Annotated in this window: 19 protein-coding genes, 2 tRNA genes, 1 other RNA gene and 1 CRISPR repeat array (1 of these 23 only partly in view); of the genes, 14 read left to right on the plus strand and 8 right to left on the minus strand. The window is 58.6% G+C overall.

Annotated elements, in window-relative coordinates; genetic code table 11:
* A CRISPR array of direct repeats spans positions 1-1,210; the repeat unit is 29 nt; unit sequence GTGCTCCCCGCGTGAGCGGGGATGAGCCC (it extends 102 nt beyond the left edge of the window).
* Between the two features lie 332 nt (positions 1,211-1,542).
* Positions 1,543-1,616: transfer RNA gene (locus ABRP95_RS04600), tRNA-Ile, on the plus strand.
* Positions 1,617-1,658: 42 nt separating this feature from the next.
* On the opposite strand, the gene ABRP95_RS04605 is transcribed toward ABRP95_RS04600, so the two are convergent.
* Positions 1,659-2,189, minus strand: a complete 531-nt coding sequence (locus ABRP95_RS04605; protein WP_284854152.1) for a hypothetical protein — start codon at positions 2,187-2,189, stop codon at positions 1,659-1,661.
* A gap of 130 nt (positions 2,190-2,319) precedes the next feature.
* On the opposite strand from ABRP95_RS04605, the gene ABRP95_RS04610 reads away from it, so the two are divergent.
* Both ABRP95_RS04610 and ABRP95_RS04615 read left to right on the plus strand, forming a co-directional pair.
* Positions 2,320-3,375: a trimeric intracellular cation channel family protein gene (locus tag ABRP95_RS04610; protein WP_349839017.1), complete on the plus strand. Its 1,056-nt coding sequence runs from the start codon at positions 2,320-2,322 to the stop codon at positions 3,373-3,375.
* A gap of 106 nt (positions 3,376-3,481) precedes the next feature.
* On the plus strand, positions 3,482-5,080 hold the full coding sequence (locus ABRP95_RS04615) for a mechanosensitive ion channel family protein (RefSeq protein ID WP_349839018.1): 1,599 nt from the start codon (positions 3,482-3,484) through the stop codon (positions 5,078-5,080).
* A gap of 3 nt (positions 5,081-5,083) precedes the next feature.
* Here the strand turns inward: ABRP95_RS04615 and ABRP95_RS04620 are convergent, their stop codons facing one another.
* On the minus strand, positions 5,084-5,671 hold the full coding sequence (locus ABRP95_RS04620; RefSeq protein WP_284850117.1) for a hypothetical protein: 588 nt from the start codon (positions 5,669-5,671) through the stop codon (positions 5,084-5,086).
* 155 nt (positions 5,672-5,826) lie between these two features.
* Here ABRP95_RS04620 and ABRP95_RS04625 point away from each other — a divergent pair, with 155 nt between their 5' ends.
* Positions 5,827-6,915: an alkene reductase gene (locus ABRP95_RS04625; RefSeq protein ID WP_349839019.1), complete on the plus strand. Its 1,089-nt coding sequence runs from the start codon at positions 5,827-5,829 to the stop codon at positions 6,913-6,915.
* 124 nt (positions 6,916-7,039) lie between these two features.
* Here the strand turns inward: ABRP95_RS04625 and ABRP95_RS04630 are convergent, their stop codons facing one another.
* A complete protein-coding gene (locus tag ABRP95_RS04630) occupies positions 7,040-8,740 on the minus strand; it encodes an alkaline phosphatase D family protein (RefSeq protein ID WP_284850118.1) in 1,701 nt (566 codons plus the stop codon).
* Positions 8,741-8,885: 145 nt separating this feature from the next.
* Between ABRP95_RS04630 and ABRP95_RS04635 the strand changes: the two genes are divergently transcribed.
* Both ABRP95_RS04635 and ABRP95_RS04640 read left to right on the plus strand, forming a co-directional pair.
* Positions 8,886-9,680, plus strand: coding sequence for a serine hydrolase domain-containing protein (locus ABRP95_RS04635; protein ID WP_349839020.1), 795 nt, complete (start codon positions 8,886-8,888; stop codon positions 9,678-9,680).
* Between the two features lie 819 nt (positions 9,681-10,499).
* Entirely contained in the window at positions 10,500-10,916 is a 417-nt protein-coding gene (locus tag ABRP95_RS04640; RefSeq protein WP_284769450.1) for a hypothetical protein, read from the plus strand.
* 76 nt (positions 10,917-10,992) lie between these two features.
* On the opposite strand, the gene ABRP95_RS04645 is transcribed toward ABRP95_RS04640, so the two are convergent.
* From ABRP95_RS04645 to aceE, 3 genes are all read right to left on the minus strand, one after another.
* A complete protein-coding gene (locus ABRP95_RS04645) occupies positions 10,993-11,781 on the minus strand; it encodes an HAD-IIA family hydrolase (RefSeq protein ID WP_284769451.1) in 789 nt (262 codons plus the stop codon).
* Positions 11,778-12,077 (minus strand): acyl carrier protein, encoded by a 300-nt coding sequence (locus ABRP95_RS04650; RefSeq protein WP_284769452.1) that lies wholly within the window; start codon positions 12,075-12,077, stop codon positions 11,778-11,780. The genes ABRP95_RS04645 and ABRP95_RS04650 overlap by 4 nt, the downstream gene beginning before the upstream one ends.
* 154 nt (positions 12,078-12,231) lie before the next feature.
* Positions 12,232-14,976 (minus strand): pyruvate dehydrogenase (acetyl-transferring), homodimeric type, encoded by a 2,745-nt coding sequence (gene aceE / locus ABRP95_RS04655; RefSeq protein ID WP_284782373.1) that lies wholly within the window; start codon positions 14,974-14,976, stop codon positions 12,232-12,234.
* A gap of 358 nt (positions 14,977-15,334) precedes the next feature.
* On the opposite strand from aceE, the gene ABRP95_RS04660 reads away from it, so the two are divergent.
* From ABRP95_RS04660 to ABRP95_RS04675, 4 genes are all read left to right on the plus strand, one after another.
* Positions 15,335-15,733, plus strand: coding sequence for a DUF3052 domain-containing protein (locus ABRP95_RS04660; protein ID WP_284782375.1), 399 nt, complete (start codon positions 15,335-15,337; stop codon positions 15,731-15,733).
* 67 nt (positions 15,734-15,800) lie between these two features.
* Positions 15,801-15,876, plus strand: a tRNA-Val gene (locus ABRP95_RS04665).
* Between the two features lie 310 nt (positions 15,877-16,186).
* Positions 16,187-16,516 (plus strand): hypothetical protein, encoded by a 330-nt coding sequence (locus ABRP95_RS04670; protein WP_237791676.1) that lies wholly within the window; start codon positions 16,187-16,189, stop codon positions 16,514-16,516.
* A 95-nt stretch (positions 16,517-16,611) separates the two neighbouring features.
* A complete protein-coding gene (locus ABRP95_RS04675) occupies positions 16,612-16,956 on the plus strand; it encodes a hypothetical protein (RefSeq protein ID WP_284769455.1) in 345 nt (114 codons plus the stop codon).
* Positions 16,957-16,961: 5 nt separating this feature from the next.
* Here ABRP95_RS04675 and ABRP95_RS04680 read toward each other — a convergent pair whose 3' ends face one another.
* Positions 16,962-17,921 (minus strand): SURF1 family cytochrome oxidase biogenesis protein, encoded by a 960-nt coding sequence (locus tag ABRP95_RS04680; RefSeq protein WP_284769456.1) that lies wholly within the window; start codon positions 17,919-17,921, stop codon positions 16,962-16,964.
* 10 nt (positions 17,922-17,931) lie between these two features.
* Complete coding sequence (locus ABRP95_RS04685) at positions 17,932-18,423, minus strand: low molecular weight protein-tyrosine-phosphatase (protein ID WP_005285561.1); 492 nt, start codon at positions 18,421-18,423, stop codon at positions 17,932-17,934.
* Positions 18,424-18,516: 93 nt separating this feature from the next.
* Here ABRP95_RS04685 and ABRP95_RS04690 point away from each other — a divergent pair, with 93 nt between their 5' ends.
* The 4 genes from ABRP95_RS04690 to rnpB all read left to right on the plus strand — a co-directional run bounded on the left by ABRP95_RS04690 (position 18,517) and on the right by rnpB (position 22,020).
* Positions 18,517-19,659, plus strand: coding sequence for a Nif3-like dinuclear metal center hexameric protein (locus ABRP95_RS04690; protein ID WP_284769457.1), 1,143 nt, complete (start codon positions 18,517-18,519; stop codon positions 19,657-19,659).
* On the plus strand, positions 19,660-20,379 hold the full coding sequence (locus tag ABRP95_RS04695; RefSeq protein WP_284769458.1) for a zinc ribbon domain-containing protein: 720 nt from the start codon (positions 19,660-19,662) through the stop codon (positions 20,377-20,379).
* Positions 20,376-21,551, plus strand: a complete 1,176-nt coding sequence (locus ABRP95_RS04700) for a bifunctional RNase H/acid phosphatase (RefSeq protein WP_284785340.1) — start codon at positions 20,376-20,378, stop codon at positions 21,549-21,551. The genes ABRP95_RS04695 and ABRP95_RS04700 overlap by 4 nt, the downstream gene beginning before the upstream one ends.
* 15 nt (positions 21,552-21,566) lie before the next feature.
* Positions 21,567-22,020: RNase P RNA component class A (gene rnpB, locus ABRP95_RS04705), an RNA gene on the plus strand.

Below are 22,020 nucleotides of genomic sequence, written 5' to 3' on the forward strand. Positions count from 1 at the left end.
TGACCCCCGGAGAAGCGAAGGTGCTCCCCGCGTGAGCGGGGATGAGCCCCAACGGGGTAAAGACGTGTTTACACAAACCCAGTGCTCCCCGCGTGAGCGGGGATGAGCCCGGTGAAGTCGAGTTCTCACTTGGGCTTCATGAGTGCTCCCCGCGTGAGCGGGGATGAGCCCAACGCCACCAGCCACGAAGAATACAACTACCAGTGCTCCCCGCGTGAGCGGGGATGAGCCCCTCTACCAGTGCGGCGACGGCAACTGTACGGCGTGCTCCCCGCGTGAGCGGGGATGAGCCCGGACTACGGTTCGACTTCCCGTGGATAAACTAGTGCTCCCCGCGTGAGCGGGGATGAGCCACAGCTAGTCATTGGCGAATTTCAAACCCAGTACGTGCTCCCCGCGTGAGCGGGGATGAGCCCCGTTATGAACTGGGACAAGCTACGCCCTAAGAGTGCTCCCCGCGTGAGCGGGGATGAGCCGTATCCCGCCCCGGACGCAAAGTCCTATTCACCGTGCTCCCCGCGTGAGCGGGGATGAGCCCAGCGCCGTTTTTGATGTTTTGTTTGACGCTTTGTGCTCCCCGCGTGAGCGGGGATGAGCCCTAAGACCGGAACAACCTTTAGGGCCGCGAAAGGTGCTCCCCGCGTGAGCGGGGATGAGCCCTGGCTAACCCCTAGGAATGTGGTTGCTGCGGTGTGCTCCCCGCGTGAGCGGGGATGAGCCCAACCTCTGGCGCACAATGGCATTCCTTGATGGGTGCTCCCCGCGTGAGCGGGGATGAGCCCCAGCCGGGGCGAATAACGCTACGGGGGTAAACGTGCTCCCCGCGTGAGCGGGGATGAGCCCGTCGTACTCACGCTCTCGCGGAAGCGATGTTTGTGCTCCCCGCGTGAGCGGGGATGAGCCCCCACGCGGGGGGCGACGGGAACGAGATTTCCTGTGCTCCCCGCGTGAGCGGGGATGAGCCACCGAGTCAGGCCGTAAAGACGGCGGCGGTATCTGTGCTCCCCGCGTGAGCGGGGATGAGCCGAACTCGACCACGCCAAATACGAAAGACCACCCGTGCTCCCCGCGTGAGCGGGGATGAGCCGTTATCTAGCGAATCATCGCCGCCGCGCGAGCGGTGCTCCCCGCGTGAGCGGGGATGAGCCCTCCGGGTGCTCCTCATGCAGCCGCCGAAGCTCGTGCTCCCCGCGTGAGCGGGGATGAGCCCGGGCTAGGAACCTCGCTTTTTCTCAATAACACGTGCTCCTCGCGTGAGCGGGGATAAATTTTTTTGATTTAATGCCTCAAATTTCTTGCTACCCAATAATCAACAAATCGAAAGGACATCTAGTAACGACGATCAGCACTTCGGTTATGAGGGGCAGAATTCATCTTCGCTGAGGCTCTAACGTGGGTTCCAGTCGCAGCACGGACATCCACGGTTGGGCGTCGCGCACTCAACTGGGGTTATTTTATGAGGGGCTGAGAATTGGTCTTTCGCGAGCTATTGACTAATCTTTTGGGAGCGGAGTTTCGTATTTTACGACATGGCATCCGTGTGGGGCTATAGCTCAGTCGGTTAGAGCTCCGGACTCATAATCCGTCGGTCCCGGGTTCGAGCCCCGGTGGCCCCACGGTAGAAGGAGGCGTCGGCAAGCAATGCTGGCGCCTCCTTTTTAGTATTCGGTGCGCACGCGCTCGGAGAAAATCGGCCTGGCGGTCAGCTCGATGCGGGTGCCGATATTTTCGTCTTCTTGGGACCTGCAATGGACGGATTTTTGATTCGTGGCCATGATGCAGTGGAGATCGTAGCTGTCACCAGAGCTCGGGTTCTTCACAGTAATATCGCTCTGCCAGGCTGCAGTAACGGTTGGATCAGGGGTTTCGAGCCTGTATGTGGCATCCACTGCATGCTTATAAATATCCAGGGCAAAGGCGCAATCGGTGGCATCGTCGGCGATGATTTGTGCATAATCGCGAATGCCGCACATACCGCCTACCTGCGCAGCGAGTGCGGAATCATCGTCTTTCTCCGCTTTCTGCGGCTTGGAAAGCTTGGCAGTCGCGGAAGGCGCGGAATCGGTATCGGCGTCGGCATCGGCAAGCGCACCGCTGTCTGAACCGGTGCTGTGCGGGCTGGTATCGGTGAAGTTGGGCTCGTCGTCAGCGGGGGTGGACGAGCCCCCAACCAGCAGGAATGCCGGCAAGAGAGAGAATCTTTTTCATGCGGAATGTAGGAAGAGATAGAAGGGGCATTAGAACAGGAAAAGTGTAGCACCGCAGCGCATGTGGGCAGGCGAATTGCGCGTGGGTGAGCAGTGCAGTCTAATAAATGGCATGACAGAAGTAGATCCGCTCATTGAGTCCCTCTATCGCTGGTCCGATGTCAGCGGTGTATTGCTGATGGGAATTATCGGCGGCACCATTGCGCGCAAGCGCGGGTATGACATCATCGGGTTTTTCTTCATTGCGATGTTTTCTTCCCTGGGCGGGGGCATGGTGCGCGATGTGCTTATTAATCGCGGCACCGTGGCGGCGATGAGCGAGCCGGAGTACCTCTACCTGGCGTTTACTGGCGCGTTGATTGCGCGCTTTGTCTACTTCAAAGGCAAGACCTGGGATTATATCCAGGCGCATGGTGATGCCGTGGTTTCTGGCCTGTGGGCCGGTACCGGCGCCGTGAAGGCCATTACCTATGGTCTGCCGCCGATTCCGTGCATCATGATGGGCGTGTTTACCGCTACAGGCGGTTCCATGATTCGCGATATCGCCATGGGGCGCGAGCCCGCCGTCTTTGGCGATAATCAGCCGACGGTGATTCCGGCCATCGCCTGCACCGTGATCGTGTTGGTGGGCAACCACTTCGATATGTTGGCCGTCGGCATGATCGTGGGACCGTTGGTGTCCATTTTCTTGGCGCTGCTGGGTATTTGGGCCGGTTGGCGCGTGCCCGCGAACCAGGAGTGGGCGCCGATTAATGATACGGCTGCGCAGGTTAAGGTGCTGGCGAAGAAGGCTGAGAACAAGAGCCGCGCGGTCGGGCGCAAGCTGGAGCCGCACCGCGTGCGCTCCTGGCGCCACCGGCAGATGGAAGAGGCGCTGCAGCGGCGCATCGAAAAGGAAGTGCGTTCCGGCAAGCGCCGCCAGGATGCGGCGGAAGAGGCCAGCGAGTTTTTGCAGTCCTTCGAATCAGACGTCGATCAGTTCAGCTCGGCGCCAGCGGAGTCCGAGGACATGGACTTTGGCGTGGACTTTAGCGGCGATTCCTATGAGGAAGAGGAGCAGACCTCCAGCGAGGAATCCCAGCGGCTGCTCGATACGATTTTGGAAGATGACAAGCTTACTGATGAGCTGATTGATCGCCTGATGGACCGCTACCAATCGCGCGACTAGGCCCCGGGGCATCTGCTTGCTGATGCCCCATCTTCCGACTCCTTCCTTCTTACTTCTGGCAGAAAACTGGCATCAATTTCTCAGCTAGGTGCCATATCCTTGAACCATGAACTTGAGGTATTACTTTTTTGAGCTGTGGGGCCTCATTGTTGACCACGGCTTGCCGCTCATCGCATTCGTGATTATCGGCATTCTTTTGCCCCGCATGGGGCGCCTAGCCATCCGGATTATCGAACATAATTTGGATGAGCAAGAAGAATCCACGAAGGCGCGGTTGGCTCTGACCGGCGCATTGGTCTACATCGTCCAAGCGGTGGCGTACTTCCTATTGGTCGCGGCCGCGCTGACTAATCTCGGAGTTCCGGCGCTGGGCGCCGCGGTGCCTGCGACGATAGTGTCTGCTGCGGTTGGTTTTGGTGCCCAGTCCGTGATTTCGGATTTCCTCTCCGGATTTTTCATCCTCACGGAAAAGCAGTTCGGCGTGGGAGACTACGTCTCCTTTGCCGGCATTCCTGGGGTAGAAGGCGATGTGGTGACGCTGACCCTGCGCACCACGAAGGTGCGCACCCCTAGCGGTGAGTTGGTGACCATCCCCAATAGCTCCGCCGGCGTGGTGACCAACTATTCCAAGGAATGGTCCCGCGCGGTGGTCAATATCAATGTCCCAGTGCATGAGGGCGAGTCCCTGCCGGAGATTACGAGCCGCGTCAAAGAGATTTCGCAGCACGCCATTAAAGCCCCAGAGATCTCCGTCGACGTCGCCGGCGAGCTCACGGTCCTTCCCGCCACCCAATTGGTCAGCCCGCAGGTTGCCGGCCAGCCGTGGCAGGTGGGTTACCGCATCATGGTGACGGTGAATCCCGCCCGCCAGTGGTCCGTGGAGCGCGCCATCCGCTCGTCGCTGCTCTCGGAATTCTGGGACCACTACGGCTCCGCCATCGACTTTGATGAGCTGCAGGAACAGAAAAAGAAGAAACCTGCGGACCCAAAGCATGCCGCGGCGCAGTCGGCCAAAGACGCCTTGGACGCTGGGGAAGGCTCCCGCCCCGATACGCCAGTAGATGACCCCACGGCGGAAGAGGAATTGGTCCCAGAAGAAGTCGATCGTGCTGAGACCAAGGTCGATGAACAAGCAGTCACGGCCGAAGCGGGCGAAGATGCCGCAGAAGGCGACGAGGAATCGCGCCGAAAGATCTGGCGCACGATTCAGACCAGTACCCAATTCCAAAAGATTGCCACCATCGGCGGGCGCGTGCGCGCCTCCACCACCGGCCTCGTGGCGGCCCTGCTTGTCGTTGGCCTGCTCATCCTCGCGGCAAGCAACCCAGAGGAAGGGGAAGCCGGCTGGCTGTCGCCGGACTATTGGAAGGATCGCGATACGCAATCTTCCTCCGAAACACCATCGGAATCTGAAGAGCCTGTGCCTACAGAAGATCCTCTAACTACCGGTACCCCAACGGAACCGACGGACGCAGATTCAACACCAACGACCACCAATACGCCGACCGTTCCTAGCTATCCCAGCCAGGCGCCCAACTCCACGCCTAATTCCGGGGACGGGCACGGCAGCGGTCAGGATGGGCCCGCTGACTCAAACGGCGATGCTGGCGATGGCCAAGGGAATGGCGACGGAGACTCCGGCGCAGACGGAAATAGCGGGGCGGCGGATAGCCAACAGACCACGATTCCTTCAGAACCCCACTAGATGCTAGTGGGAGCCGTCGACTACGTCGAGGCGGTCCGTCCAGAAGCGATCGAGTTCCTCGGCTCGGTATATGACACTTAAGCTATTGTCTCCGTCTTTCCCGCAGATGAGTCCGCGGCGATCTGATCCAATTGAACAGCGAAGGTCATAGGTCTTACCGGTGATAGGGCTGGCGACGGAAATTTCGGTGCTATACGCGCCGTTGGCTCTCGGATCGCGCTGCTGGAATGTATAAGTGTGCTTGAGCGCTTCATCAAAAATGGGGCCGGTAAATTCGCAGGATGTATGTTCGCCTGCGTGGATGGTGTCTCCCTGGTTGGTATATCCGCAGTCGCCGCCAATTTTTCCGGCGTAAAGCGTGTGATTTCCAGCAGGGGGAGCGTCATCATCCGAGCCGGCATCGCCATGCTCGTCGCCTTCCTTATCGCCCTTTTCCTCGGTGGAGTCTGGAGTATTCTCCAGGGTTTCCGTCACGGTCGTAGGAGCCGTGGAAGCGTCGCTGGGCACAAAGGCAGGTTCGGGATCGGCAGAATCAGAATCATCGGAGGTACCGCAGGCGCTGAGCATGGTGAGGGACAAGGCGGCAAGCATTAAGGAAGTGTGGCGTTTCATCATCATAAAAACTGGTAGCAATCGACGGTGTGAATTGTGAAAACTTTAGCACTTAAACCGGTATCTAACTGCGGACTTATAGGAAATGCGGCGAAAGGTGGAACAAATTTAAACCACGGGCTGTTTCAGTAGACATGACATCATTATTTACATCTTTGGAACTTGGCCGTTATACGTTGAACAACCGCGTGACCATGGCGCCGCTGACTCGTCAGCGTGCAGGTCACAGTGGTGTACCCAGCGAGCTACACAAAAAGTACTATTCCCAGCGCGCTAGCGCCGGTCTCGTCGTGACCGAGGGAACCTTCCCCGCATGGACCAACCGCGCGTTCCCTGGTCAGGCGGGCATCGTCGATGACGAGCAAGCCGCTGGTTGGCGCGAGGTAGCTGACGAAGTACATAACAAGGGCGGCGTGCTGTTCATGCAGATCATGCACGGCGGCCGTACCAGCCACCCGGATCTCATTGATGGCGCCCAGGCAGAGGCCCCGAGCGCCCTGGATTGGGACGGCCAGGTTCGCGGCTTTGCCGGCAAGATGGATGCACCGGTGCCGCGCGCACTAGAAGCCGATGAGCTCCCGCGCATCGTTGAGGAATTCCGTGCTGCCGCACGCCGGGCCGTCGACGCGGGCGTTGATGGTGTAGAAATCCACAATGCGAATGGCTACCTGCTGCACGAATTCATGGCACCATCTGCCAACCAGCGCGACGATGAATTTGGTGGCAGCCCAGAAAACCGGTGGCGCCTGCCAGAGATGGTTATTCGTGCTGTCGTGGATGAAATCGGTGCTGACCGCGTGGGCGTGCGCTTCTCCCCAGCCCACGTTGTACAAGGCATTGTTGAAGATGACGAAGCGGATATGCTGGCCACCTACGGCGGCCTTTTGGACGCTATCGCCCCGCTGAACTTGGCGTATGTCTCCTTCCTGCACGCCGAGCCGGAAGGCGAACTCATCTCGGCCTTGGCAAAGAAGGCTCGTGCCAATGGCGAGACCAAGGTCTTGATGAATGATGGTTTCGGTACTGTCACCACTAAGGAAGATGCCGAGCGCGAGCTGGAATTGGACCACGTGGATGCCGTTGTCGTGGGTCGACAGCTCATTGCTAATCCGGACTTGGTACGCCGGTGGGAAGAAGGTCTGGCCCTTAATGAGCCAGATCAGGCCACGTTCTACGTCGGCGGCGAGCGCGGCTACATTGATTATGAAACTGCCGCGGACTAACCCGTAGTCCGCGGCAGGTAGGGGGGAGAGCGCGAGTGATAGAGAGTGAAATATCCCAGAGAGGATCTTTCACTCTCTATATCGAACGTGCACCCAGCGAGCGTTAACAACTGCCCGCTAATAATTAAGAATTGAATCCCTGATCCGGGCGCCATGTCAGCGTGACGGCTTCGTTTACTGGTGCGGCGGGATTGAGGAGATCCTCAACGCGCAGCCAGTGCATTTCCGCAGAATCCGGGCGGATGGTGACGTAGCTATATCCGTGGTGATCGAGGTTTACGTGGCGTGTATGAGGGTTTGCCTCCAAAAGGAACCTCTCTGCCAACTTGGAAAGCTCGTTGTCCTCGGGTAAGTGAAGCTGTTCGTTGACATTGGGCGCGGAGACAGATGAGCACACCATTTCGGCCCCGAAGATGTGCCCATCCTTGCTGATATTATGCGCCCATTCGGAGTGGATATCGCCGGTAACAAAGAGGGCGTGGGAGTCGTGCTTCGCAAGGGCATCGATAAGCATCCGGCGTTCTGCCGAGTATCCATCCCATTGGTCGCCATTGACGGGAATGCCGGTGATATTGGATGACAGTGAGGATGATACGGGTGCTAGCTTATCGTCGCGCTGCAGGGTAGCCAGGTTCATGGGGGAGAACATGACGGAGTTGCCCAGCATATTCCACGCGGCGGCGGAGGTATCGATCTTGTTGACCAGCCAGTCGTACTGCTCCGAACCGAGCATGCTTCGCCCCTCCGAGGCCATCCTGGCAGGTCCAAAGAGTATCTGTTTATCGCGGTACGTGCGCAGATCCATCATGGTCAGTTCCACGAGATCGCCAAAGGTCAAGCACCGGTAGAGATGGCCATCATTGGAAGGATTGCTTGCCCGTACCGGCATCCATTCAAAGTAGGCCTGCATCGCGGCGTTGCGGCGATCGATCCACGCGCCTTCTTTCCCCTCCGTGTGGTTATGGGCGCCGTCCCTCCAAGAATTATCTGCGGTTTCGTGGTCATCCCAGACCGCGATCCACGGCAGGGCAGCATGCGCCGCTTGGAGATTTTCATCGGTGCGGTAGCGGCCAAGGCGCGTGCGATAATCTTCCAGCGTCGTAATCTCATGCGCTGGGTGGTGCAGGCGCACTGGACCGAAACCGGCGTACTCGCGCTGTGGGTATTCGTAAATATAGTCTCCTAGAAAGACCATATAATCTAGTTGCCCGGCTCGTCCGCGCTTTGCGATATCACCATAGGCTTGAAAGAAACCGGACTCCCAGTTGGCACAGCTGGCCACACCAAAGGTTAGCTCCTCTGGGGATGCCGTAACCGCCGGTGCGGTTTTGGTGCGACCTACGGGGGAGATTTTATCTTGGGCATGAAAGCGGAAGTAATACACGCTTTCTGGTTCGAGGCCGTGAGGATCCACGTGGACGGTGTGATCCTGCGCAGGATCGGTGGTGACTTCGCCGTGCTTGACGATGTCCCTAAACTCCTCATCCCGCGCAATTTCCCATTCCACGGTGGTAGGCGCGCCCGCACCGGAGCCAGGCATCGCATCTGCATCTGGGGTCACGCGTGTCCACAAAACAACGGAATCTGGAATGGGATCTCCCGAGGCTACCCCGTGCAGGAAGGGGCGTTCCCCGAGCGTGGGCTCTACCATGTGTGGTTCTGGGCGCGAGGAGAGACTGCTTTGTGCATGAGCAGTGCTGGCGTTGGCCGTGCTGGCAGTGGTGGTCAGCGCCAGGGCGGCGCCGACGGTGCCGCTGGTTTGGAGGAATTTGCGGCGGTTGACATGAGACATCTCTGATTGCGTGCTGTGGTTTCTGCTAGTCATATTCATAAGTTTTCTAAGATTGAAAAGGCCTGCAACCGCTCAGGCCGCATTACACCAGAAATTCCTCAATCAGTAACCACGGGTTTACCTCCGCGTCGGTAGGCACGCCTTATTCTGAGGCCTAGAGCACAGTAGGCTGGAAGCCATGAGCGAGTTGCAGCAGATAAGTCAATGGCCCGTAGATACCGTGGCTGGAGCGTTGATCCACAGCGGTGAGTCGATAGATACGGTAGGAGATACTTCGCGCCAATTTCCGGTTGCCTCAGTTACCAAGCTGGTATCGGCGTACGCGGTGATGATGGCCGTGGAAGAAGGTGCGGTGGATTTGAAGCAGCCCGCCGGTCCGGAAGGTTCTACCCTCGAGCATTTGCTCGCGCACGCCTCGGGCGTGAAGTTCGATTCGCGTGAACAACAAAAACCAGTGGGAGAGCGGCGCATCTATTCCTCTGCTGGATATGAATGGGCGGCAGAGATCGTAGAAGAAGCCACCGGCATCGAGTTTGCAGAGTACCTGCGCGAAGGCGTGTGCGAGCCGCTTGGAATGTCCTCCACCCGCTTAGAGGGCTCGGCTGGGCACGGCTTGGTTTCTACTGTGGAGGATCTCGCTGCATTTGCTGCCGAGGTCCACGACCCGCAGCTCTTGCACCCCAGCACCGTGGCCGATATGCGCCGCGTTCACTTTGCTGGTTTGCGCGGCATTGTGCCCGGTTACGGGAGCTTTAAGGATTGCACCTGGGGGCTTGGATTTGAGATCCGTGGCGAGAAAGACCACTGGATGGGAGCACTGCCTGCCGATGCCACTGGGCACTTCGGCATGTTCGGAACCTACCTCTGGCTGGCCGGCGACTACGCCATGGTGGCATTAACGGACCGAGATTTTGGCGATTGGGCAAAGCCGCTGTGGAATGAAACCAATACGAAGATCTGGCAGGCGCTATAAGAGGCTTCTTCGCAGTTTTCCTTAATAGGAAAACGGGAAAAGCTCCCCATTCCAGTGGAGTGGGGAGCTTAAAGCTGCTCTATTTAGAACAGGGATTGGCCGACGATCTTCTCTAGGATCATGGCGATTTGGGTGAAGAAGCCGTCAAAGGCGCTCAGAAGATCGAAGCCGAAATCGGACGAAGAATACGTTTCAGGCATGTCAGGCATGGTTGTACCTTTCTGTAGGGGTGCACTCAAACCGGATTGTTTGAATTTATCTCAGTATAGGCAGCGTGGGTGGACGGTGTCAAACTGTTTCTTAGTTACAAATAAATGTATATCGACTATCCGCTGCGGCTTGCGCGTTTTCTATAAGGCTGGGTGTGGGGGTGGGGTGGGACAGCTAGCTACCCCCGCTGTGGGTTTACGCCCCGGGGCTTTTTGGAGGGCTTCGCTTCTATCGGGATTGGGGCAGTTTTCGGCCGAGGTTTCAGGGGATGAGCGCTATTGGGTAAGCGTTTCTGCTGGTACCTGCCGTGTGAACGGATTCTGTCAGGAAGTCGCTTCGGGGCGAATGGTTTGAGGGGGTAAATCTCTCAAATTCCACTGTTGTAACTTCAATTTCTTTAGTCACTTTAATCACAGTCTGGACTTTGGGTTGAGGTTTAGAACTTGGGGGTTGAAGTGAAAGTTGAGGGTTGTAGAGGGTGGTGTGACGCAGGAAAATTGGGTGCAGACGCAAATGACAGTTCGTTGGGGAAGACGAAGCTCGTCTTGCACTGCGCCGCATGCCATGCGTGTGGTTCGCAGTGGTGATTTGTCGAGGGAGATATCGGCTATGAATACTTGCGTCAATACAGTGCCGGTTGATCAACCGGCCTCCAACTACACGTGGCCCAGCCGCAACGGCGCGGCCGTCGTGGTCACTGGTGTGCTGAAAATTTCTGGGATGCCGCGTGCGCTGCGCCCGGAAGTAGAGCGCGCCATGGATCGGTGCATTCGCACCGAATCGGAGTTCATCGTCCCAGGCGATGACCCGCTGACCGCCCAGTGGTGTACTCGGTGGTACCGCGATGAGATCTCTATGGAGGCACTCGTGCGAGGTGAGGCCATGGGGCCGGAGATTGATTCCGGCATCGGCATTGGCTGCCATCAGGTGCTCACCGGAACCGAGGCGGAGCTTGCCGCGCTCGAGAGTTCGGTGTGCTATCTTGCGCAACGCTATGGTTTTAGCGCCACCGTGCGTTTTAGCTAAAGCGCTCGAGCGAATCGGCTCGAGCGCGGCCATGTGAGCCGAGCCGCACGAGCTAGGTCGCGCGGCGGGGTGCCGTTTAGGATTCCTCGTCGGCGAAAGGATCCATGATCTTATCGGGAATTTCCGCAACAGACTTAAACACGGCGGTGGGGCGATACGGGTAGCGGGAGATCTCGCGGTCATCGGAAATGCCGGAGCGCACCAAAATGGAGCGCATACCGGCCTCTAGGCCCGCCTTGACATCGGTATCCATGCGATCACCAATCATGATGGTGTTTTCAGAGTGTGCGCCGATGTGATTGAGGGCCGAGCGCATCATGACAGGGTTGGGCTTTCCCACGTAGTAGGGCTCCCGGTTGGTAGCGGCGGTGATCAATGCTGCTACCGCGCCAGTTGCTGGGAGCACACCTTCGGGAGCAGGGCCCGTAACGTCCGGGTTGGTGGCGATGAAGCGGGCGCCATTGCGGATGAGGTTGATAGCGGTGGTAATTGCCTCAAAGGAGTAGGTGCGGGTTTCACCAAGGACCACGAAATCGGCGTCATCATTGGTGAGGATCCAACCGGCCTCGTGCAGCGCGGTGGTCAGGCCGGACTCTCCCACGACGTAGGCCTTGCTGGAGCTGGCCTGGGTGGCCAAGAAGTTTGCCGTCGCCGTGGCAGAGGTCCAGATGCGCTCGGCCGGAATATCCAGTCCGGTATTACGCAGCCGCGCTGCCAAGTCGCGCGGGGTGGACATGGAGTTATTAGTGAGCACCATGTACTCAATATCGTTATCCTTCAGCGCCTGTATGAATTTATCGGCGCCGGGGATCATTTCCCCTTCCTTGATGAGTACGCCGTCCATATCGGATAGGTAAGAAATCATTGGTGGTCCTCCAAATAGTCAGCGATATCGCCGATGGTCTCGCAGTTAAGCATTGTTTCCTCAGTAAGTCGCACCTTAAAGAGCTCTTCTGCACGCACGGTGAGCTCTATAAGCTCTAGGGATTCAACGCCGACATCAGAAAGCGCGGTGTCTTTGCCAAGTTCGGCCTCGGTATCGGTGACTTTGACGATGAGGGCGATGAGCTCGCCCAGCGTATCCCGATCCGGGTCGTGGTCCTTATCTGGGTCAGAACCCTGAAACTTTGCCTGCAATTGGGCACTGAGGTCATTTGCCATAATGACCAGTGTAGTAGCGATTGGTGCGTGACATAGGAGAAATAGGCTCACGCGGTACTGGTTAGGGGGGATGGGGCGAAAAACAATTCAGGCGCTTCCAGCATTAAGCCGGAAGCGCCTGAGCTACATCTCCATTGTGGAGGTGCGGGCGATATTACTCGCCGCTATTAGGTGCAGTTGGGTCGTCCAACTTCAGCTCGGAGGCCGCCTTTTCTACGACGGAGCGCTCAATCTTGCCATCGCGGGCAAGGCCATCGAGCACTGCGACGACGATGGATTCCGCGTCATTGTTGAAGAAGCGGCGGGCACCCTCGCGCGTATCGGAGAAGCCGAAGCCGTCTGCGCCCAAGGTGATGTAGGTACCTGGGACGTAGGGGCGAATCTGCTCCTGCAGCTCGGTGGTGAAGTCCGAGACACCAACGAATGGGCCCTCGAAGTCCTTGAGCTGGGAGGTAGCGAATGCCTCGGAAGGCTCTTCGCCCTTGCGCAGCGCTTCCTTATTGCGGCGGGCACCGTCGCGGGCCAACTCGTTCCAAGAGGTCACGGAGAATAGCGAAGCCTTGACATCGTAATCCTCAGCCAGCATCTCCTGTGCGCGAAGAGCCTCGTGCACGCCAACACCCGAAGCCAGGATATTGGCCGGGGTGGAGCCGTTCTCGGCAGTATTGAAGTGGTAGATGCCCTTGTGCAGGCCCTCCACATCCAAGTTTTCCGGCTCGGCCGGCTGGTGGACTGGCTCGTTGTACACGGTGAGGTAGTACATGACCGGCTCATTGTCCTCGCCGTACATGCGCTCGATACCGCGCGCTACCAGGTGTGCAACCTCAAAACCGAAGGCCGGGTCATAAGAAATGACCGCAGGGTTGGTGGCTGCCAAGACAGGGGAGTGGCCATCCATGTGCTGCAGGCCCTCACCGGTCAGGGTGGTGCGGCCGGCGGTAGCGCCGATGATGAAGCCGCGGCCCATCTGGTCGCCGGCGGCCCAGAAGGCATCGCCAGTGCGCTGGAAGCCGAACATCGAGTAGAAGATGTACAGCGGGATCATGGCTTCGCCCTGGGTGGCATACGAGGTAGCGGCGGCGGTAAAGGATGCTGCCGCACCGGCCTCAGAAATGCCCTCGTGCATAATTTGGCCATCGGTGGCCTCGCGGTAGGACAACATCAGGTCGTGGTCCACCGGCACGTAGTTCTGGCCGCGCGGGTTCCAGATCTTCATGGTGGGGAACCAGGAGTCCATGCCGAAGGTACGAGCCTCATCCGGGATGATGGGCACGATGCGCTTGCCCAGTTCCTTATTGCGCATGACCTCCTTGAAGGTGCGCACCAAGGCCATGGTGGTAGCGACTTCTTGCTTGCCAGAGCCCTTGCGCACGGAGCGCAGCTTGTCCAAGGAAGGTGCTTCCAATGGGGTGAAGTCCGTGCGACGCTCGGGCAGGAAGCCGCCGAGCTCTTTACGGCGCTCCAGCATGTACTTGATCTCCGGGGAATCCTTGCCCGGGTGGTAGTACGGCGGCAGGTAGGGATCCTTTTCCAGCTCTTCATCGGAGAAGGGGATTTCCTGCTTATCGCGGAAGTTCTTGAGATCCTCCAGCGTCAGCTTCTTCATCTGGTGGGTAGCGTTGCGGCCCTCGAAGTTGTGACCCAAGCCGTAGCCCTTAATGGTGTGGGCCAAGATGACGGTCGGCTTGCCGGAACCCTTGTTCTCCAGGGCTCGGGCGTACGCTGCGTAGACCTTGCGATAGTCGTGGCCGCCGCGGCGCAGTGCCCAAATCTCGTCATCGGAGAAGTCTTCTACCAGCTTTGCGGTGCGCTCATCGCGGCCGAAGAAGTGCTCGCGCACATAAGCGCCGTCATTGGCCTTGAAGGTCTGGTAGTCGCCATCAGAGGTGGTATTCATGATGTTGACGAGGGCACCTTCGGTGTCCTTTTCCAGCAGCTTGTCCCAGCCGCGGCCCCAAATGACCTTGATAACGTCCCAGCCGGCGCCGCGGAAGAAGGACTCCAGCTCCTGGATGATCTGGGTATTACCGCGCACTGGACCGTCGAGGCGCTGCAGGTTGCAGTTAATGACGAAGGTGAGGTTATCCAGCTCGTACAGAGCAGCGGTTTGCAGCAGGCCGCGGGATTCTGGCTCGTCCATTTCGCCATCGCCCAAGAAAGCCCAAACGTGCTGCTTGGAGGTGTCCTTGATACCGCGGGTTTCCAGGTACTTATTAAAGCGTGCCTGGTAAATGGCGTTCATCGGGCCAATGCCCATGGACACGGTGGGAAACTCCCAGAACCATGGCATCAGGCGCGGGTGCGGGTAGGAGGGCAGACCCTTGCCTTCACCAAGGGAGACTTCCTGGCGGAAGCCATCGAGGTCTTCCTCAGAAAGGCGACCTTCCATGTAAGCGCGGGCGTACATGCCCGGGGAGGCATGTCCCTGGAAGAAGACCTGGTCGCCGCCTGAAGGATCGTCCTTACCCTTGAAGAAGTGGTTGAGGCCGACTTCGTACAACGGGGCGGCACCCGCGTAGGTGGAGATGTGGCCGCCCACGCCGATGCCGGGGCGCTGCGCGCGGTGCACCATGATGGCAGCGTTCCAGCGGATCCAACGGCGGTAGCGCTTTTCTAGTTCTTCATCGCCAGGAAATTCCGGCTCCATGTTGGTGGGGATGGTGTTGACGAAGTCCGTCGACGTCAACGAGGGAAGCTCCACGCGCTTGGCGGTGGCGCGCTCCAGAAGGCGCAGCATCAGGTAGCGTGCGCGTTCTTGGTCAGAATGGTCCAGCAGACCATCGAGGGAATCCATCCACTCGCGAGTTTCTTCTGGGTCGCTGTCGTGAAGGTACGATGCAACACCATCGCGGATAAGCGGGAAGTTGGAATCGCCCTTGGCGGGGTCCTTCTCGGCCATGTAAACCTCCTAATTAAGGGTCTGCAGAGTTTATCCCCTACGATACGCGTTCCCAGATCGCGAGTGGGAGTCTAGGCCGGATAAAACGCCGCGCTTTCCGATGCACCCCCTATAACCTGCGGTTTGCTTTCCTAGCTCGGCGTGCAAACGTGGGTAGTAGGCCCCTAAACGGCGCTAGTTCTCCCACAAAACAGGCGCCGGTGTGAGCAGAAAAGGGCCTGCAAATTGGGGGAAAGGAGTGCTATAGCAAGTAAAAGACGCCCTGGGACGTTAAACTACATGTAATAACACACGCCCTCTCCGCCAAGCGCGGGCCGGGCGTGAGCAAGAATTCACCGAATAAGGAAGGAAATGCATAGTGGCTGACGCTGCAGTCAAGCTCGGAATCAAGGAAGGGCAAATCGCTCTAGAGCTTGGTTGGGACGAGGATTGTGACACCACAATCTCTGAATCTATCGAAGCCGTACTCGGTGAGGATTTCCTCGAAGAGGAAAATGATGAGCTGTGCGATGTAGTCCTTCTTTGGTGGCGCGAGGAAGACGGCGACCTCGTGGACGGCTTGGTGGATGCCATCCGCCCGCTCGCGGATAACGGTTCCGTATGGTTGCTGACCCCAGGCGCTGGCAAGCCTGGCACTATTGAGCCTGGTCTCATTTCTGAATCGGCACAGCTCGCCGGCTTGGTGCAGACCAAAGCTGAGCGCTTGGGCGAGTGGCAAGGTTCCTGCCTGGTACCGCGCGGTTACACCAAAAAATAGCTTTCACCAGCTGATTTGTGTAGCTTCACAATCCTGCGCTACTGTACATAACAGCGCAAGGGCGCATGCGGCTTTAGCTCAGCTGGAAGAGCAATTGGTTTACACCCAATAGGTCGGGGGTTCGATCCCCTCAGGCCGCACCAAATTAGACCCCGCTTTTCGAGAAATCGAAGAGGGGGTCTTTAATATTTTTACTACAACCATGCGGCATCCGGCCTAAATGACATTTTGTGTTGGTGGGGTGTGTGGTTTAGAGCATGTGACCTTTGTATATTCCCATAGAGTGGTTGTAGCTAGAGTCGATGCCGCTGTTGAAACATGCTGGTCGGTCGTCTCCATGGCCGTTGGTGGCTTGTGCTGCTTGGTGTGTCCACTTTCCGGGGTCAGGACCGTATGATCGCGTTTAGGAAATAATTACTGTTTCACAGGATAATAAGGCGGTGAAACGGAAACGTGGCGGAAAGTATAGCTTTTGTTACTGATGCTCGGCTGGCTAGAGTAATTAAGATTCTCGATACAGCTGGAGAGTGCCTTAACCTAAAATCTGATGATGATTCCCAGGAAACTTACAGATTTAACACTCCTAGTGGTGCTTATGTAACTGCGTTTTGGGATTTGAAACCAGATATCGACGAATATGAAACGGTTGTCGATGTTTATGAACAAACTGATACTGGAGCGGCTGCGCGACTTTTTGAAGTAGTTGCTAGCTCCATAGAACAAAGAATTGTTTTGTTTGGTCCCGATTCTGATGAAGTAGTTGCCGAGTCAAATGTCTACTAACGGAAGGTCCCTGCTCGGCTTATCTCCTTATGCAGGTTGGGAACCTACACACAAACCATTAGACACTCTCAAACTCGGGGCACTTCAATTTTGGTATGGAATGGTTGGCCATCGCGCTGGGTATTCTTTCCACTTCATTGCTCACGGCAGGCCTAGCTGCGGTGATCGGTACCGCAGGTGTGGGAATTGGCGCGGTGTTTACTATCTTCCTTGGCAACCCACTCTCGGGCCTAGCCACCGGACCATGGTTGCTCCCTGCTGGCTGGGCTACATCCATTGGCGCAACGGGGTACCTCGTTCGTTCCTTGTCCTATTTTGATGGTCAAGGCGCAGGACACGCGTGGTGGGTATTCGCGGTCTGGATCGCAGTAGGCTTCGCATTACTCATGTGGGACCGGTCTGCCAGCACTACAAAATCGAAAGCAGGTCAGGAGGGCTAGGAAAGTTAGTAGCGCTCGCGGCGGCGCTTTTTCAGCTTGGCATAGTGATCCGGCTTGGAATCGCCGTAGCGGGAGCGGTTGCGCAGCGCCGCGGCGTGAGATGCGGTATCGGCTTCGGCAGCGGCGGTGGTAGCAGCCTCGGTTCCAGGCTCGCCGTGGGCGGAGGGGCTGGAGGCGGGGGCATCGGCAAGCGATTCTGCGTCCGCATTGAGGGCCTGCATGGCGGCTTCTTCTTCGCGCAGGCGGCGGCGCTCGCGGATCTCGGACCAAATAAAGTATCCCAAACCCAGTGGGGCCATGATGCCAAAGGCAATCCACTGGTAGCCGTAGGAAAGGTGGTTGCCGCGATCGAGTTGTGGGACGGGCATGGCGTTGAGCACGCCCGGCTGATCCTCGGAGAGCTGGATATAGTCTTGGCCTAAGTCAGCACCGATAAGCGAGCCCACCTGCTCGGTGTGGATGGAATAGACTTGCTGGTAGCCCTCCTGCGTGATGGGGGCGGTTTTGTGCTCGGCCTCATTCGAGCGCACCATGCCGGTAATCGTTATCTCTTCGGAGGGGGCAGGCGGAATATCCGGCACCGCATTGCCCTCCTCAGCGCTGACCCAACCGCGGTTAACCAGCATGGTCAGGCCCGCATCGGTGCGGAAAGGAACCAAGGACTGATAGGACGGGCCGGAACCGGCGGGGCGCAGGCGAAGCAGCACCTCATCCTCGGGCAGGTAGTGGCCCTTCAGAGTGGTGCGGGACCATTCATCGCCAGAGATGGCTCCATCCGCGTCCACGACCTGGTCAATCGGCTGCGGATCGGCTTCGTAGGCGTGGGTGATGTTTTCATTGCGTTCCACAATGTCATCGTCCTTTCCCAATTGCCATGGGGCAAGGACACTAAAGGCCAGGTAGGAAAATGCCACCACGAAAAGCAGCATGAGCACCCAGCCAGGCTTGAGGAACGTTTTTAGCATGCCCCCAAGTCTAGTCGTGGTTTTCGCGAATCCAATCCAGCAGGCCGGGGACGGCGGCTTCGATATTCTTGCGCGCGGTTTCGAAGTCTTCTTCGGTGCCGTAGTAGGGGTCTGCGACCTCTGCGCCTTCCGGAGAATTGGGATCGAAGCTGCGCATCAGCCGGACCTTGGCAGGCTCGATGCCCAGATCGATGAGCGAATCATAGTGCCCGGAGTCCATCGCGATGAAGAGATCGGCGTCCATGTGCTCTTCGCCCAATTTGGATGCACGGTGGGAGGCCCCATCGTGTCCGGCGCGGCGCAGCTCCGCCACGGCCCGCTCATCCGCGCCTTGCCCCACGTGCCAGCCGCCGAGCCCGCAGGAATCCACGGTGGCGAGGAGATCGAGCATGTCATCTTCCATTTCATCGCGAACGATGATTTCGGCCATGGGCGAGCGGCAAATATTGCCGGTGCACACAAAGACGAGGTAGAGACCCGAGTGAGAAGAAGATTCAGTCATGCGAAAACCCTTTGCGCAGATAGTACTGTAGTGCGGGAGACAGGATATAGCACTAGCGTAATTTACAAGAATCGAGCATAAAGGAGTATCCCCATGTCTGCTGTGCGAGTGGGCGATGTGCGCCGCGTTTTGGACAAGGCCTATCCGCCCCATTTGGCCGAAAAGTGGGATGCCGTAGGCCTTATTTGCGGCGATCCCGCAGACGAGGTGCGCACCGTTGCCTTTGCTTTAGATTGCACGCAAGAGGTTGCGGACCGCGCGGTTGAGCTCGGCGCGGATATGTTGGTAGTCCACCACCCGCTGCTACTGCGCGGCGTGGAATCAGTGGCGGCCGATACGCCCAAGGGCAAGGTTGTCCATGCCCTGATTAAAAATGGCGTGGCGCTTTTTGCCGCCCACACCAACGCCGATAAGGCCCGGCCAGGGGTTAACGATAAGCTCGCGGAACTCGTGGGCATTACTCCGGGGCGGCCCATCGTGCCGGAGGCCCCAGAGACCATCGATAAGTGGGGAGTGCATATTCCTGCAGGCAGTGCGGAGCAGGTAAAGCAGGCGCTTTTCGATGCCGGGGCGGGCCACATCGGCGCCTATTCTCACTGCTCCTTCGATATCGCGGGCGCAGGCCAATTCAAACCGGAAGAGGGCGCGGATCCTGCAGAAGGGCGCATCGGCAAGCTGCATCGCGGCGACGAGGTACGGGTGGAATTTGTGGCTCCCGCCTCGTTGCGGGCCACGCTGATTGCGGCGCTGCACGAGGCGCACCCGTATGAGGTGCCCGCCTATGACATCGTGGAAACGGCCGGAAGCGGCAACCTTGATACCGCGCTGGGCCTGGGGCGCTTGGGCGAGCTGCCCCGCGAGATGACCCTGCGGGAGTTTACGCAGCAGGTGGCCAATGCCCTGCCCGAGACCGCGTGGGGCATCCGGGCCGCCGGCGACCCAGAACAGACTGTGCGCACCGTGGCGGTTTCGTCCGGCGCCGGGGATTCCTTCCTGGCAGCTGCGTCAAAGCTGGGCGTCGATGTCTATGTCACCTCCGATCTGCGCCACCACCCGGTGGATGAGCATTTGCGCGCCGGGGGACCAGCCGTCATCGATACAGCCCACTGGGCCAGCGAATTTCCCTGGACGGCGCAAGCAAGCGATATCGTAGAAGCAGCATTAGAACTAGATACGGAAATTATTAGCCTGCGAACTGATCCGTGGACTATCTCCGCGCACCCAAAGGAGTCATAAGTGAAATTATCGCAAGAACTACAACCGGTACTGCTGGAATTGGCCAACCTGGAACGCTCGCAAGGCATTGGCGGGGATAAGGAACTGCCAGAAAAGGTCGAGTACGACAAGGCGCAGCAGGAACACAAGCGCTTGCTCGATGCCTCCGGTTCCGCGCAGATGGCAGTCGATGACATGGAAAATGAAATCCTGCGCATCCAGGCCGATGAGCGCAAGCTGCGCAGGCGCGAACGCGATGACAAAGGCCAGCTTGGCGCCGAATTGGATACCGAAAAGCGCAAGGACATCGAGCACGATCTCTACGCCACCAAGTCCCGCATCGCGGATCTGATGAGTGAGCTACAAGAAGCCCACAACGAGATCCACGCGCTGCGCTCCAACCTGGACGTGCACGGTGCGCGCGTCTCGGATTCTGAGCGCAAGCTGGAAATGCTGCGCCGAGCCGCAGACGCCGCCCAAGAGGCCGCGGATAACCAGCCCGATCCCGCCGTGCGCATCGCGGATTTGCGCGAACAGCTGCCCTCCGATGTCCTGGAGGAATACGACGCGCAGCGGCAAGAAAACGGCGTTGGCGCCGCGCAGTTTAAGGCCAACCGGGCCTGCGGCGGCTGCTTCATCGTCTTGCCACCCGCCGATAAAAACGCCGTGCGCAATGCGCCTGCCGATGAGCTGCCACAGTGCAGCGACTGCGGTTCCTACCTGGTGCGCCTGGCATCATGAAGGTCATCATCTACGCCGATGGCGGCTCGCGCGGCAATCCCGGAGTAGCCGGTTCAGGCACCGTCGTTTATGCCGCGGATGGCGCAACCATCCTGCGCGAAATCGTCTATGTGGTAGGTACCAAGGCCACCAATAACGTGGCCGAATACCACGGCTTATTGCGCGGGCTCGAGGCAGCCTCCGAGCTAGGTGCCAGCGAGGTGGAGTTCTATATGGATTCCAAGCTCGTCGTGGAACAGATCAACGGGCGCTGGAAAATCAAGCACCCCGATATGCAAAAGCTGGCCCTTAAGGCCCGCACTCATATCGACGGGTTTTCTTCCTTCAGCCTAGACTGGGTCCCGCGCGCGAAAAATAAGGTGGCGGATGCCCTATCCAATGATGCGATGGACGCGGCCGCGGCGGGGCATAAGGTGGGCATCGTCAAGAGCGATGCCGATGAGCCTGCCGCCGAGCCTTCGTCCGCAGCCGCGCCGGGTGAGTCTACGCCTGTCGAGGGCGAGAAAGAGTGGGATACCTCCGCGCCGCACCCTTCCGACTGGCTGGGCGAGCGCGACGATAAAACCCGGTTTATCCTGCTGCGCCATGGGCAAACCGAAATGTCTGCCGCCAAGCAATACTCAGGGCGCGCCAATCCGGAGCTTACTGAACTGGGTAAAAAGCAGGCGCTCGCCGCCGCACAGGCCCTTGCCGGTACCACCATCGACGCCATCGTGTGCTCGCCGCTGAAGCGCTGCCAGGAAACGGCGGCCGCCGTCGCGCATGGCCGCGATATCGACGTGGTGACCGAAGAGGGCCTGAGCGAGGTGGACTTTGGCGAGTGGGAAGGAAAGACCGCAGCCGAAGCGCACCAGCGCGACCCGGAGATACACGAGCAATGGCTGCACGATGCCGCCACACCGTGCCCCGGCGGGGAATCGCTGCAGGCTGTTAACCGTCGCGTGCGCGCAGCCCGCAAGGAATTGCAGCGGCGCTATAGCGGCAAGACGGTGCTGATTGTCAGCCACGTCAACCCCATAAAATCCTTCCTCTGCCAAGCCTTGAACGCGGGCCCGGCCACCTTCCAACACCTGTTTTTGGATCTGGCTGCGCTATCAGATGTCGAGTTCTGGGACGGTGGCTCTATGGTGCATGGATTCAACGATGTGGGACACCTGGAGGGGCTGCGCTAGACTAAGGAGCGCGAATGAGCCGGCCGGGCGATCGCGTCGCCGCAAACGGGCAGCGTTGGTGCTGCTACGTGGGCGCCGAGGAAAGTCCGGACTCCACAGAGCACGGTGGTTGCTAACTGCAACCCGGGGTGACCCGCGGGCAAGTGCAACAGAAAGTAGACCGCCTTGTGGCTCCACTTGCGCTTCCACCCAAGTTGGGACCACAAGGTAAGGGTGAAACGGTGCGTTAAGAGCGCACCAGCACCGTCAGCGATGGCGGTGGCTGGGTAAACCCCGCCGGGAGCAAGGCATCACGGCCCTGCCACGTCGCAGGGCCCGATCAGGCGTTTTAAGGCTGCTCGCCCGAGCCTGAAGGTAGCTGCTGGAACCAACTGGCAACGGTTGGTCTAGATGGATGTTCGCCGCGCGGCGTTCCGCTTGTTGGGGCGCCGTGGTTAGACAGAATCCGGCTTATAGGCCGGCTCATTCG

It is taken from the genome of Corynebacterium sp. KPL2895, from assembly GCF_040225815.1.
Taxonomy (GTDB): Bacteria; Actinomycetota; Actinomycetes; order Mycobacteriales; family Mycobacteriaceae; genus Corynebacterium; species Corynebacterium rhinophilum.

Excerpts from the sequence above, each read along its gene's own strand:
- ABRP95_RS04700 (WP_284785340.1), top strand. The coding sequence starts at position 20,376 with ATGAAGGTCATCATCTACGCCGATGGCGGCTCGCGCGGCAATCCCGGA.
- ABRP95_RS04645 (WP_284769451.1), bottom strand. The coding sequence starts at position 11,781 with ATGATTTCTTACCTATCCGATATGGACGGCGTACTCATCAAGGAAGGG.
- ABRP95_RS04685 (WP_005285561.1), bottom strand. The coding sequence starts at position 18,423 with ATGACTGAATCTTCTTCTCACTCGGGTCTCTACCTCGTCTTTGTGTGC.
- ABRP95_RS04625 (WP_349839019.1), top strand. The coding sequence starts at position 5,827 with ATGACATCATTATTTACATCTTTGGAACTTGGCCGTTATACGTTGAAC.
- ABRP95_RS04630 (WP_284850118.1), bottom strand. The coding sequence starts at position 8,740 with ATGACTAGCAGAAACCACAGCACGCAATCAGAGATGTCTCATGTCAAC.
- ABRP95_RS04650 (WP_284769452.1), bottom strand. The coding sequence starts at position 12,077 with ATGGCAAATGACCTCAGTGCCCAATTGCAGGCAAAGTTTCAGGGTTCT.
- ABRP95_RS04615 (WP_349839018.1), top strand. The coding sequence starts at position 3,482 with ATGAACTTGAGGTATTACTTTTTTGAGCTGTGGGGCCTCATTGTTGAC.
- ABRP95_RS04675 (WP_284769455.1), top strand. The coding sequence starts at position 16,612 with ATGGAATGGTTGGCCATCGCGCTGGGTATTCTTTCCACTTCATTGCTC.
- ABRP95_RS04635 (WP_349839020.1), top strand. The coding sequence starts at position 8,886 with ATGAGCGAGTTGCAGCAGATAAGTCAATGGCCCGTAGATACCGTGGCT.
- aceE (WP_284782373.1), bottom strand. The coding sequence starts at position 14,976 with ATGGCCGAGAAGGACCCCGCCAAGGGCGATTCCAACTTCCCGCTTATC.
- ABRP95_RS04610 (WP_349839017.1), top strand. The coding sequence starts at position 2,320 with ATGACAGAAGTAGATCCGCTCATTGAGTCCCTCTATCGCTGGTCCGAT.
- ABRP95_RS04690 (WP_284769457.1), top strand. The coding sequence starts at position 18,517 with ATGTCTGCTGTGCGAGTGGGCGATGTGCGCCGCGTTTTGGACAAGGCC.
- ABRP95_RS04680 (WP_284769456.1), bottom strand. The coding sequence starts at position 17,921 with ATGCTAAAAACGTTCCTCAAGCCTGGCTGGGTGCTCATGCTGCTTTTC.
- ABRP95_RS04640 (WP_284769450.1), top strand. The coding sequence starts at position 10,500 with ATGAATACTTGCGTCAATACAGTGCCGGTTGATCAACCGGCCTCCAAC.
- ABRP95_RS04620 (WP_284850117.1), bottom strand. The coding sequence starts at position 5,671 with ATGCTTGCCGCCTTGTCCCTCACCATGCTCAGCGCCTGCGGTACCTCC.